The sequence below is a fragment of the Paraliomyxa miuraensis genome (assembly GCF_026337845.1).
GTDB classification, from domain to species: Bacteria; Myxococcota_A; Polyangia; order Nannocystales; family Nannocystaceae; genus Paraliomyxa; species Paraliomyxa miuraensis.
Map to the genome: position 1 here is coordinate 73,606 of NZ_JAOVZF010000160.1, position 12,492 is coordinate 86,097.

11 protein-coding genes are annotated in these 12,492 nt (G+C 72.0%); 5 read left to right on the plus strand and 6 right to left on the minus strand.

From position 1 onward, the window contains the following. Window positions 1-59 precede the first annotated feature (59 nt). A complete protein-coding gene (locus OEB96_RS33665; protein WP_266220942.1) occupies window positions 60-425 on the plus strand; it encodes a hypothetical protein in 366 nt (121 codons plus the stop codon). A 50-nt stretch (window positions 426-475) separates the two neighbouring features. On the opposite strand, the gene OEB96_RS33670 is transcribed toward OEB96_RS33665, so the two are convergent. The 5 genes from OEB96_RS33670 to OEB96_RS33690 form a co-directional block, all read right to left on the minus strand. Next, window positions 476-1,546 carry a hypothetical protein gene (locus OEB96_RS33670; protein WP_266220943.1) on the minus strand — a complete coding sequence of 357 codons (1,071 nt, stop codon included), beginning with the start codon at window positions 1,544-1,546 and terminating at the stop codon, window positions 476-478. Next, window positions 1,543-4,239 (minus strand): tetratricopeptide repeat protein, encoded by a 2,697-nt coding sequence (locus OEB96_RS33675; RefSeq protein ID WP_266220944.1) that lies wholly within the window; start codon window positions 4,237-4,239, stop codon window positions 1,543-1,545. Before OEB96_RS33675 ends, OEB96_RS33670 begins: the two co-directional genes overlap by 4 nt. 111 nt (window positions 4,240-4,350) lie before the next feature. After that, entirely contained in the window at window positions 4,351-4,791 is a 441-nt protein-coding gene (locus OEB96_RS33680) for a hypothetical protein (RefSeq protein WP_266220945.1), read from the minus strand. Between the two features lie 67 nt (window positions 4,792-4,858). Then, the gene (locus tag OEB96_RS33685; RefSeq protein WP_266220946.1) at window positions 4,859-6,343 is read right to left on the minus strand and encodes an NlpC/P60 family protein; all 1,485 of its coding nucleotides are present in this window, start codon (window positions 6,341-6,343) and stop codon (window positions 4,859-4,861) included. Beyond that, window positions 6,340-6,897, minus strand: coding sequence for a DUF4333 domain-containing protein (locus OEB96_RS33690; protein WP_266220947.1), 558 nt, complete (start codon window positions 6,895-6,897; stop codon window positions 6,340-6,342). The genes OEB96_RS33685 and OEB96_RS33690 overlap by 4 nt, the downstream gene beginning before the upstream one ends. Window positions 6,898-6,981: 84 nt before the next feature. Between OEB96_RS33690 and OEB96_RS33695 the strand changes: the two genes are divergently transcribed. Continuing rightward, window positions 6,982-8,214 (plus strand): serine/threonine protein kinase, encoded by a 1,233-nt coding sequence (locus OEB96_RS33695; RefSeq protein WP_266220948.1) that lies wholly within the window; start codon window positions 6,982-6,984, stop codon window positions 8,212-8,214. A 24-nt stretch (window positions 8,215-8,238) separates the two neighbouring features. On the opposite strand, the gene OEB96_RS33700 is transcribed toward OEB96_RS33695, so the two are convergent. Then, the gene (locus OEB96_RS33700) at window positions 8,239-8,967 is read right to left on the minus strand and encodes a dimethylarginine dimethylaminohydrolase family protein (RefSeq protein WP_266220949.1); all 729 of its coding nucleotides are present in this window, start codon (window positions 8,965-8,967) and stop codon (window positions 8,239-8,241) included. 442 nt (window positions 8,968-9,409) lie between these two features. Between OEB96_RS33700 and OEB96_RS33705 the strand changes: the two genes are divergently transcribed. From OEB96_RS33705 to OEB96_RS33715, 3 genes are read left to right on the plus strand one after another with little or no spacing between them, the layout of a single operon-like run. Further along, window positions 9,410-10,843 carry an ATP-binding protein gene (locus OEB96_RS33705; RefSeq protein WP_266220950.1) on the plus strand — a complete coding sequence of 478 codons (1,434 nt, stop codon included), beginning with the start codon at window positions 9,410-9,412 and terminating at the stop codon, window positions 10,841-10,843. A 39-nt stretch (window positions 10,844-10,882) separates the two neighbouring features. Further along, the gene (locus OEB96_RS33710) at window positions 10,883-12,271 is read left to right on the plus strand and encodes a leucyl aminopeptidase family protein (protein ID WP_266220951.1); all 1,389 of its coding nucleotides are present in this window, start codon (window positions 10,883-10,885) and stop codon (window positions 12,269-12,271) included. A gap of 25 nt (window positions 12,272-12,296) precedes the next feature. Next, on the plus strand, window positions 12,297-12,491 hold the full coding sequence (locus tag OEB96_RS33715; RefSeq protein WP_266220952.1) for a hypothetical protein: 195 nt from the start codon (window positions 12,297-12,299) through the stop codon (window positions 12,489-12,491). Window position 12,492: the final 1 nt, after the last annotated feature.

Consider the following 12,492-nt stretch of genomic DNA (forward strand, 5'->3'; position numbering starts at 1 on the left):
TCTTGCGAAACGACGCGGATGCCGGGTGCATCGATGCATCCAGTGGGTAGTCGTGGGGCATGAACGGCTCCAGTCGACGCATCCTGTCATCCTTCCTCTTCTGCTGCGGTGCCCTGGCCGCCGTGGGCTGCGCCCCTGGGGAGAGCCCCTACGCAGTGGCGAACACGGAGGTCCTCGAGAGCACGGAGGAACGCGAGCACCTCCAAGGTCTCGAGACTCGCAGTACCCCCAGCAATAGTGGAGTCCACGACGACTGCTGGGACGACTGTTGGGACGACTGCTGGGATGACTGCTGCCACCACGGCGCATGCTGGGGCGACTGCTGGGACGATTGCTGGGATGACTGCTGGGACGACTGCTGCTGGCACTACGACTGCCATCCCGGGGATCCACCCGAGGTCGACACGAAGATGATCGCGCCATAGCCGGCGCACCGGTCAAGGCCCCCTGCGATCGAACTGCAACACGAGCGCGGTCACACCCAGCCCGGTACCTGCATCCGCTTCGCGGTCTGGTCGTGCCAGCGAAACGTCATGGCACAGGGGACGAGCCCGATCGCCAGGTGGGCGCCCACGTTGTGGACGATCCACCTCCAGCGATGAGGGATCCGCGGCAGCGGCGAGGCAAGCGAGGGCGAGCGGGACAGGCGAGCGCTGCTCCAGTCGTGCAGTCGCACCATCGCAGCCACGGGGAGCAACCCGAGCAACGGATGGACGACGACATTGTGCAGCCACCACCACCCCGCATGCCGCAGGCGCCAGAGCGTGGGGGCCTTGTCTCGCCACCATGCACGTCGGAGCTCGTAGCGCGCATGTGCGCCCGATCGTGGCGTCGGCTCATGCCACCGGAACGACCCCGGACCCGCGCCGCTCGCTTCGACCTCTCCTGCCTCCTCGGCCCCGACCGCGACCCGCGGCTCTCGCTCGAGGCGAGGCCTTCGGCGACTCTGCGATCGGGTCCGGCGCCTCCCTCCCTCGCGCGCCCTGGCTCTACGCGCTTGAAGCTCCTGCGCCCGCTTGTAGAGCCGAATCTCGGTGAGCTGCCAGTACACCACGAGCGTGGGCACGTCGTCCTCGGGCTCGCCAACCTCGGCCAGCGTTCGTGCCGCCACGCGCTCGAGCTCGGTGGGCCCTGAAAACCCTGGGGTGGCCTTGTCACGATGGTGCTGGGCATCGAGCTCGACGAGCGCCCGAATCCCGATCGACTCGCCGCGCTCGTCCACAGGGCTGACGTCGAGCGTCGCAAAGTGCGAGCGCCTCACCCGATCCACGGGACGTTCCTCTGCCCACGGCTCTCCGTGCTGCGCCTGGTACTCGGCCACGAATCGGAAGAACCGCACGCAATACCAAGTCCAGGTGGCCCGCCGGCTCTCGAACTCCGGGTCGTCGGAGGACATGCCATGGAGCACGAGCGTCCGCGTGACCGCTTGTTCGAGTGGGGACGGACCCGAGGCACCGCAGGCCTCGTGGCGCTCGTGGGCCCCAAGCAGCTCCACGCATTGCTCCTCGGAGAGAACCTCCCCCTCGTCATCGACGAGCTGAATCACCGCCTGGCCTCCACCGCGCCGTAGCTCGCCTCCTGTGCCTCGAGCCACGCCCGCACCTGCGCCAATTCCTCCGCCTTGCCCTCCCCGATCGTCTCGAACCCCTGCGCCGCCAGCCGGGCCTGCTCGAGCGCCCGCTCGCTCACACCACCGTGCCGTACCAGCGCCTGGGCAAAGGCGAAGCGAGCCTCCGGCTCCTGGGGCTGCAGCCCCTCGTGCTCGTCGAGGATCTCGACCGCCCGCTCGTAGGCGGCCAGCGCCTCGGCGGGCCGGCCTCGCGCGTCTTGGATGCTCCCCAGGTTGAACAGGCTCAGCGCGACGTTGGGATGCCGAAGACCGGCGCCTCGCTCCCATGCCGCCAGCGCGCGCTGCTGCAGCTCCAGCGCCTCGTCGTGCCGGCCCAGCGCGTGGCGGATCAGCGCGAGGTTGTCGATGCTCGCCGCGAGCTCGGGATGGTCGGGCCCCAGCGACGCGGTCTCGATCGCGAGCGCCCGCTCGTAGAGCGCCTGCGCCTCGCGATACTCCTGCGCCCCGTGGTGGATCGCGGCGAGGTTGCCGAGGACGACCGCGACGTCGGGATGCTCGGGGCCCTCGGCCTGCTCGATGATCGACAGCGCCTCCTCGTAGGCCGCGCGAGCGGCCTGCACGTCCCCCATCGACCAGGCCACCGCACCGAGGTTGACCAGCCGGCGGCCGACCAGGGGATGGTCGGCACCCACGGACTCGCGCACGAGCTCCAGCGAGCGCTGGTAGAGCGCGCGTGCCTGCGGGTACTCGCCCACGGCGAGGGCGATGCCGGCCAGGTCGTTTTGGCGGGTCGACTCGCGAAAGCCGAGGGGATCGGCCGCGAACCCGATGGCAATGCGCGCGTGCTCGGCCCACAGCCGCCCGTCGTCGGGGCGAGCCCGGGCGCGACCGACCAGCGGGATCAACAAGAGCGCGGCCTCGGCCGCCTGCGACCACGCGCTGGCCTCGGCCGCGCCGAGATAGGCCGACACGGCCGCCTGCTCGGCGGCCTCGAACGACCCCCGAGCCATCAGCAGACCGGCTCGCCGCGCGGCCACGCCGGCCGACAGTGGACCCCACGCGATCGCCTCGACCTCGTCGGTCATCGCGTCGAGGCTGGCGAGCCCCTCCTCGGCCCTTCCAGCCCGCGCACGCGCAGCGGCGCGTGCGAGCTCGGCCCGCACGGCGGCGATGCGGGGGCGCAGCGCGGGATCGGGTGGCGCCAGCGCACGCACCAGCACGTCTTCGTGGAGACAGGTGACGCTGGGCTCGAGCGCACTGGCACTCTGCACGGCCTGCTGCGTGGTGGTGGCGTCGGCTCGCGCCAGCACCTCGGCCAGGGACGCGAGCGCCAGCCGGCGCTCCTCGAGGCACCACTGCGCGCGGTCGAAGGTCGCCTCGTCGAAGGTGCGGGCGACGGTGGCGTTCACACAGGCCTGGGCCCGATGCTCGGCCCAGGCCGCGGCCTCGCGATCGATCCACGGCATGACCTTGTCGGCCGTGGTCCCGGCGTGGCTCACCCCGGAGGCGAGGATTCCCTCGCGCACCCGCGTGCGCGCGTCGTCGTTCCACACCTCGGTCATCGCCGCGCCCTCGGCCTCGCAGGCGGCGATCCGACGCGCGACGTCCCAGCGGTGGACCCCGAATGCCAGCAGGCCCACGGCCCCCACGGCCACCGCCCCGAACACCCCGAGGCGCCGGCGGGCCCGGGCTCGCCCGCGCGTGAGGGCATCGAGCAGGGCCCGCAGGCTCGGGAACCGCTGCGACGGCTCGGACGCGAGGCTGCGCTCGCAGATCCTCCGCAGCCACCCCGGAACGGATGCACCGACCGGCGGGGTCGGCAGCCGCCCCTCCAGCACGTTGCTCGTGAGCTCGTGGATCGTATCGCCCACGTACGGGCGACGCCCGTAGAGCGCCTCCCACAAGGTCACGCCGAACGCGAATTGATCGGCGCGCTCGTCGACCTCGGCGCCCCCGAGCTGCTCGGGGGACATGTAGCCGGGCGTACCCATCAGCGAGCCGACCCGGGTCACCGCGTCCGACAGCACCGAGCCGCCGGAGCGCTCGGTCAGCCCGGTGATCACCCGCTTGCCGCTCGCGGGCTCGCTGCCCTCGCGGGCGAGCCCGAAGTCCATCACCCGAACCCGCCCCGCGGTGTCGATCATGACGTTGTCGGGCTTGAAGTCGCGGTGCAGCAGGCCCTCGGCGTGCGCGGCCCCGAGCCCCTCCCCGGCCGCGACCATGACCTGCAGCACCTGCGACCAGCCGCGCGGCTCCTCTTCGAGCCACCCCCGCAGGGTCTGGCCCTTGACGAACTCCATGGCCATCCACACCCGCTCGTCGACCGTGCCCACGTCGTAGACGGCGACCACGTTGGGGTGGCTGAGCTTGGCCAGCGCCTGGGCCTCGCGCACCAGGCGGGTGCGGCCCTCGGTGCTGGCGAGGCTGCGGGGCAGCGCGCGCAGGACCTTGAGGGCGACCTTGCGGTCGAGCTCGGGATCGTAGCCGGCGTGCACGACCCCCATGCCTCCGGCGCCGATCCGCGCGAGCACGACGTAGCGGCCGAGGCTCGAGCCCGCGACGAGCTCGCCTCGGGGCAAGCGCGGTGCGGGGGCGTCCCCGGTGATCGCGACGTCCCCCGCGAGGGTCTCGTCGTCGCTGGTCGCCCTCGGCCGGCCGGGATCGGTCACGGCCGCGATCCTATCCGCGTCCCTGCCAGGATTGCGAACGGGAGCACCCACCAAGCACACCACGGGCCGGCTCGATCGTCGAGCGGTTCGCGGGCCCGGCGACCGAGCGGCTCAGGACCCGGGATCGACGCAGTAGCCCGAGTAGCACTCGAGACCGGGATCGCACGCGCCCCCCTCGGTGCAGGGGCACGCCTCGCTGCCGATCGGGCACCCCAGATCCACGCAGAAGTCGGAGGCGCAGGTCAGCCCGGGATCACACGCGCCCATCGGGGTGCAAGCACAGCCCTCGGTGCCCACGGGGCACAGGTCGGCCACGCAGATGTTGAGGTTGGTGTTGCACAGGAACGGGTCGTTGCACTTGCCGCCAGTGGTGCAGGCGCAGCCCTCGGAGCCGATCTGACAGTATTGCGGCCCGGTCTCGTCGGCCCCCGAGGGCCGACCGCCCTCGTCGGCGTGGTCGGTCTCGTCATCACCCGAGTCGTCGCTGGTGATGATGATGCACGCGGGGCCAAGGCAGGAAACGGCGAACAAGGCAAGGAGCGAGCGGATCATGGCAAGGGTCGCCCGCCCAGTGTGCCCCACTTCGAGTCCGATTGCCGCCCGAGAAATGGGGCTCGCGTCACAGCGCGAAGCCGCCCGAGGGCGCGAACACCACCAGCGTGGCCAGCCGCTCGATGTATGCCGTGCGCTCGCTGCCCCGCCCCAGCTCCAACGTGGTCACCGCCACCCGCCCGATCCGGACCACGGTGTCGGGCCCGCCCGAGCACGGCACGAGGTACTCGCTGATCGCCGAGACCGCATAGTGCTGCCCGTCCTCCTCGCCGAGGTAGATCATGATGTGACCGGGCATGTGCAGCAGCACGGCGCCGCGCTGGGCCTGCCGGCGAAGCTCGGCCAGCTTGGCCTCCTCGGATCGCGCCGAGACGTCGATCGAGCGCGTGCCCTGCTTGGCCTGCACCCCCGAGTGCCGCGCCATCTCGATCCCGAAGCTGGCCATCACGTCGTGCACCAGCCGCGAGCAGTCGCGATTGCCCCCGGTGCCGCCCCACCCGTAGGGGGTGTCCTGCTCGGCGAGCGCGAGGGTCCACAGGTTGCGACGGGTCAGCGGCAGCACCCCCTCGGACACGCGCGACCCGGCCGCGTCGATGCGCACGGTGTCCTCGACCAGGCCTTCGGGGGTGGGCACCAGCACGCGCCGCACGTCGCCCGACTCGGCGGACGCGGGGCCCTGGCCCACCACGGGCACCTTGGTACCGAGCCGCAGCCGACGTCCGCCCTCGGTCCGCACGTCGTCGCGCAGGGGCACCAGGCGCGGCCCCTCCCACAGCGGCCGCAGGTGCGCGGCGGGCAGCGGTGGCGTGAGCGAGGGCCGATGGAGCCAGCCGGTGGTGTGCCCCGAGTGCACGTAGAGCCACGACTCGTCCTCGCTGCGCCGCAGCACACGGACCAGCTCGCCCGGGTGCAGGCTCGCGCACCGGTTGCGATCGAAGGCGGGATCGACGGGGGGACGGTAGAGCCCGGTGTCGAGCGCCACGCACCATAGCGGCGCCTCCTCGGCCACCAGGCGCAGCTCGTCGGCCGTCGCGGCCCGCAGCTCGATCGCGTGGGCCGCCGCGAGGCTGCCCGCCTCGCCCTCCACCATGCGCCCTTCGTCGACCGCCGCCCGCAGGTACCCCATGCGCTCGGTGAGCCCTGGGGTCACCGCGGTCGGATCCGCGAGGGAGGGGTCGAACGGATCGCGCCACGCTCCCTCGACCTCGGAGGATCGCGCGTTGAGCTCGGCGACGGCCGCGGGTGGCACCAGCACCTCGTCGGCCTGGCCGGGCGCGAGCTTGGCCAGCCAGTGCTCGACGTCGCGATGCTCGGGCCGAGTTCCGGGGGCCACCGTCGCGTCGAGCGGCTCGGTCGGGCACTCGACCGCGGCGGCGACCGGAGTGGACGCCGGTGGCTCCAGCCCGGCGTCCGCCGGGGTCCCGCTGGTTCCTCCACAGCCGAGTCCGAGCCACAGCACCCAAGGGCACGACGACCGGATCCATCCGATGCCCAGGCGTCCGCGCATCGCGGCCCCGACGCCCGAGCGCGCGCGCCGATTCCCGACCCTCATGGCGGACTCTCCCCTTCCCGAGCGCCTGCGTCCACGGCCGGTGGGGGCAGCGGGGGCAGCGGGGTGACGGTGGTCCGCTGCCTCGCACCGTCGCCACTCCACACGCCACGCCACTCGAAGCGGCGCCCGTCCGTCGCTCGCACCTCGCAGCGATGCCCGGACCCTGGCCGCGCCACCCACACCGGACCCTCGCACTCGACCTCGGCCACGTCGATGCCCTGATCCCGCAGGGTCCTTCCGATCTCGAGCTCGGCCCGCGACGCGACCAGGGTGGTATGGCGAGGCCGGACCGACAGCGCGCCATCGTCGTCGACCACCTGCACCGTGACCTCGACGGTCTGCGTCCCCAGGATCACGGCGCACTCGACCGCCGGTCCCGGCGTGCGCGGAAGTCCGCGCTCGCAGCGAACGGCATCGACCGAGATCCCTTCTGCTCGCCCGAACCACTGCGCGATGGCGTCGCGCAGGTCGTCGGCCGACAGCTCGGCCTGGCACGCGCCCAGGCTCCCGAGGAGCGCTCCGAGCAGTCCCCATGCCGTCGTGCCGCGGCGCATGACCCCTTGGATCTACCACGGGGCGCGAGGGCACGGGGCACGGAGCCACCCCAGTGGCGACGATCGGCGTGCTACCGTTGGTCCGTGTCTCCACCCGCTCCCTTCGCGTTCCCCGATCCCGGCGACACGTTCGAGAACTTCGAGATCCTCAACGAGATCGGGCGAGGGGCCTTCGCGCGCGTCTACGAGGTGCTCAGCCCCGACAGCGACGAGCCGGTGGCGCTCAAGCTCACCGCGCTGCCCAACATGTCGGTCGACCTGGTGCAGCGAGCGATCCGCGAGATCGCGGTGCTGCGCACGCTGTCCTCGCCGCACGTGGTCAAGCTCCACGGCTCGAGCATCGGCGAGGGCTACTTCTACCTGGTGATGGAGCTGCTGCAGGGCCAGCAGCTCAACGAGCACCACGCGTTCGACGAGCCCATGCAGGTCGCAGAGGCGGTGGACCTCATGCTGCAGGTGTGCGTGGGGCTGACCGAGGCGCACGCCAAGGGCGTGGTGCACCGCGACATCAAGCCGGCCAACCTCTGGATCCAGCCCGATGGACTGGTCAAGCTGCTCGACTTCGGGCTGGCCCGGGCGTGGGGCGTGCCCTGGGTCTACGGGCGCAATGCCACCGCCGCCCGCACGGTGGTGGGCACGCCCCACTACACCCAGCCCGAGCAGCTCTACACCCACGAGCTGACCCCGGCCAGCGACGTCTACAGCCTGGCCACGATCCTCTACGAGCTGCTGTCGGGCCATGCGGTGCTGTTCGCTCACCAGACGGTCAGCGAGGTGATCGAGGCGCTCCACGACAACCCGCTGGCCTGGCTCGACGCCCATGCCAGCCGCGAGATGGTGCCCATCACGCGATATCCGGGCTGCGCGGGGCTGCCCGACACGCTGCTGCAGCTGCTCGAGCGCGCGCTGGCCAAGGATCCTCAGCAGCGCCCCCAGCTGGCGGGCCACTTTGCGTCGGCGCTCGGCGACATCCTGCACTACGATCTCGGCGCCACCCCGGCGGCCGAGGTCCAGATTCGTACCAGCGGGAGCTGGCGCAGCGTGCCCCTGATTCCCGGTCGCCGTCGGGTCGGCGCAGGCGAGATCTGTGCGGTGCAGGTGACGGGCCGCGAGCTGCTCGACGTGCACGCGCACATCGAGTGGAGCGGCTTCCCCCGCCTGGCACAGATCCGACCGGCAGCCCCCGGAGCGCCGATCACCATCGATGGGCTCGCGGTGGATCGCGTCGCAACGATTCGACCGGATGCAGAGGTTCAGGTCGGCCCCACGCCGCTGCGCTTCGTCTACCCGGAGCGAACGTCGAGCGCAGGAGCCTGACCCGGCGGGCGCTCGCGACCGGTCTCAGACCGACCACCCACCGGGCGGGGGCAGGCGCAGCGAGAGGCAGCTCAGCGCACCATCGCCGCGATGGATCTCCGACAGCGGGACCCGCACCACCACGCGCCCGCTCGCCTCGAGCTGCGTGGCGGTTCCCTCGGCGTCCGCCGACACCAGCACCCGATCGCCCAGGGCCAGCACATTGGCCCCCACCGGCTCGGGCACGCGATGCACGACGAGCCCAAGGGCCTCGAGCACGGCCGGGTCGAGCGCGTCGGGATCGACCACCACCGTGCGATCGTCGAGCGCGGTGCAGGCCGACTTGAGGTGCAGGCCCGCGGCCACGTCGACCGCCTCCACCCCGAGGCCGAGCGGCTCGCCGAAGCGGCGCAGCTGCTCGATGCCCGCGTCGTTGGTGCGGCTCGAGCGACCGACGAGGAATCGATCGCCAAGCCGCAGGACGTCGCCGCCATCGAGCGTGGCCGGAGCCTCGAGCCGATGCAGCGTCAGCCGCCGCGCGAGCACGGGCTCGAGCGTCGCGACCTCGTCGCGTCGGGATGGCGCGCCTGTTCGCGACAGGACCGCGACGTCATGACTCAGGATCACCGCGGCATCCTCCACGAAGCACGCGTCGGGCAGCGATGCCTCGGGGGCGAGGACCTCGATCTCGATCCCGGCCTCGCGCAGCGCGGCCACGTAGTCCTCGTGCTGGCGCTGGGCCAGCTCCACGCGGGGGTCGGGGCCCTCGTCCATGCGAAGGCAGCGAGCGTAGGCGGCACTGGGGGCCCGAACCCACGCGCGGGTCGGCGTCGATGGCTCACGGGGCAGCGGCATGGATCGAGCGGACAGTAGCAACGGCGGCACATCGCAGGACGCGAAACGATGCGTCAGGGTAGTGGTCCGCCTCACGAGCGAGGCGGTGGGTGAACGACGAGAGATCCTCTCATCGTCCCGAAACGGCACTCCCGCTCCCGCTCCGAGCCAGCCCACTGTGGGTCATCGAGCGGTGTTCGAGCTGTCCGGCCCCCCGAGCAAGGCGCCTCGATGATGCTACGCTGACCCAGGCGCAACGACGCCCACCCGAACAATGGGCCACGAACCCCAGACCAGCTCGTTGCGCACCACGAGTGGGCCTCGCCGCGCGGCGGTCCGTACTCGACAGAACACCGGCCTTCAGAACGCAGCCCTCCTGGTCGTGCTCGTGGGACCGGATGCGGGCAAGCGGATCGCCGTGGGCGATGGCGTGATCGTGGGCCGCGACGTCGATGGTCGCGGGCTCATCATCGACGAGGGGGTCTCGCGGCGGCACATGCGGGTGTCTCGGCAAGCCGACGGCACGCACCTGGTCGAGGACCTCGGCAGCCGCAACGGGACCTACGTCAACGGCCAGCGCGTGGAGGCGGCCCCACTGCAATCGGGGGACAAGGTCGCGGTGGGCTCGGGCACGATCCTGCTGTTCACCCACAACGACCGCTACGAGGAGCAGGTGGTCCGCGCGCAGAAGATGCAAGCGCTCGGGCAGCTCGCGGGCGGGGTGGCCCACGACTTCAACAACCTGGTGCTGGCCATCCTCGGCAACGTGGACTACCTCAAGGCGCGCGACCCCAACGCGCCGGCCGACGTGGGCGAGTGCCTGGGCGAGATCGAGACGGCAGCACGCCGCGCGGCTCAGCTCACGCGACAGCTGCTGTCGTTCGCGCGCAAGCGCGAGGCGGTGATGGAGCCGGTGGACATCCCGGCCCTGGTCCACGAGGCCTCGTCGCTGCTGCGACGGACGCTGCCGCGCAACGTGGACCTGGTGACCGACGTCGAGCCGGGCCTGGGGGTCATGGGTGACTCGGCGCAGCTGCTGCAGGTGCTGATCAACGCGGGGATCAACGCGGGGCAAGCGATGCCCAAGGGCGGGCGGCTGGCCATTCGTGCGGGTCGCTTCTCGATGCACGGCGACACCATGCCGCCCGGGCTGTCGCCCGGCCGCTACGTGCGGATCGAGATCGAGGACAGCGGCGTCGGCATGGATTCCGAGACGCTGTCGCGGGTGTTCCAGCCGTTCTTCTCGACCAAGCCCGAGGGCGAGGGCACCGGCCTGGGCCTGTCCACCGCGCAGAGCGTGGTGCGGGATCACGGCGGGGAGATCGACATCCGCAGCCGGCTGGCGCACGGCACCCGCGTCTCGGTGTTCCTCCCCGCGTCCGAGCCCAGCCGCCCGTTGCAGGCCGCCGACGACGATGCGCTCACCTCCCTGAGCGGGGTGGTGCTGCTCGTCGACGAGGAGGCGCTGGTCCGCAACGCGGCGCGTCGGCTGCTCGACCGCTTCGGGCTCGAGGCGCTGGTGGCCAGCGACGTGCACGAGGCCACCCTGGTCATCGAGCACCGGGGTCCGGACATCGACCTGGTGATCGTGGGCGACGAGCTGCCCGGAGGCTCGCTCGAGACGCTGCTGCCCGAGCTGCGGCGCTCGCTGCCACACGCGGAGCTGCTGGTCTCGACCAGCAAGACCGACCCCGAGCGCATGGAGCAGCTCGAGCGCCAGGGGGTGCTGGCCATCCTCCGCAAGCCGTACGGCGCGAGATCGCTTTGGGGCAAGGTCTGGCTCGCGCTCCAGCGCCGTCGCGCCCGCAAGGGCTGAATCGACGCCCGCGGTGATCCTGCGGTAGCGTGGGACGCGATGACCGATTGCTTCGCCACCCGCTCCAATGCCCGCACCGTTCCCGTCGACACCGTGACGACCGAGGGCTATCGCTCGTGGCTGAAGTCGCAGAGCAAGTCCACGCAGGCGTGGCTCAAGAGCCTCGACTTCCGGCCCGACGTGGGCAAGGTCGCGCTGTGCCCGGGGCGCGACGGCACGCTGGCCCGCGTGGTGCTGGGCCTGGGGCGTGCGCCGGACCTGTGGGCCTTCGCGGTGCTGCGCGACCGCGTGCCCAAGGGACGCTATCGCTACGAGGGCTTGGCAGCGGAGCACGCCGACACGGCGGCGCTGGCCTGGGCGCTGGCGAGCTACCGCTACCTGCGCTACCGCAAGAGCCCGCCGGAGGCCGACAAGAACCCGCCCACGCTCGTGTGGCCGGCCCACTGCGATCGCGCCGCGGTGCAGCGTACCTTCGAGGCGATCGCGATGGCCCGCGATCTCATCAACACGCCCGCGGGCGACCTCGGACCGGCCGAGCTCGCGGGCGCGGTCGAGGACCTCGCGGCGCGGCACGGAGCGACCTACTCGGTGATCGTGGGCGACGACCTGCTCGACGAGGGCTATCCGGCGATCCATGCGGTGGGTCGCGCCGCCACCCGCCCGCCGTGCCTGGCCCAGCTGCGCTGGGGTGACGAGGGCGCGCCCTCGCTGACGCTGGTGGGCAAGGGCGTGTGCTTCGACAGCGGCGGCCTCGATCTCAAGAACGCCTCGGGCATGAAGCTCATGAAGAAGGACATGGGCGGAGCGGCTTCGGTGCTGGCCCTGGCCCACATGGTGATGGATGCCGGGCTCCCGCTGCGACTGCGGCTCTTGGTCCCCGCGGTCGAGAACGCGGTGTCGGGCAATGCGTTCCGTCCGGGCGATGTGCTGCCCACGCGCAAGGGCATCACGGTCGAGGTGGGCAACACCGACGCCGAGGGGCGGCTCATCCTGTGCGACGCCCTGGCGGAGGCGGCGAGCGAGGAGCCCGATCTGCTGATCGACTTTGCCACCCTCACCGGAGCGGCCCGCGTGGCGCTGGGGACCGAGCTGCCGGCGCTGTTCTGCAACGACGACCGGTTTGCCGACCGAACGCTCGACGCGGGGCTGCGCGTGCACGATCCGCTGTGGCGGATGCCGCTGCACCGCGACTATCGTCGCCACCTCGACAGCAAGATCGCCGACATCAACAACATCGCCAACGTGGGCTTTGGCGGGGCGATCACGGCCGCGCTGTTCCTGCAGGAGTTCGTCCCGCAGCGGCAGCGGTGGGCCCACGTGGACACGATGGCGTGGAACAGCTCGTCGCGACCGGGCCGCCCGGCGGGTGGCGAGGTGTTCGGGACGCGGGCGTTCTTCGACGCGATCCGCGCGACGCTCGTGCCGTAGGCTCGCACTGGTATCCTGGCCAGCGATGGACCGCGACCTCGACCGCTACAAGGCGTACATCCTCCCGGGGGCAGCGGCGCTGGTGCTGCTGGCCTACTACGCGTGGCGCTGGACCTCGGGCGCGGTGGAGGAGCCCGCGCCCGCCGAGGTCCCGGCCACCGGGTCCACACCCACCGCGCCCGCGACCAAGGCCGGCACCGCGCCCGACGGGCCGCCCTGAC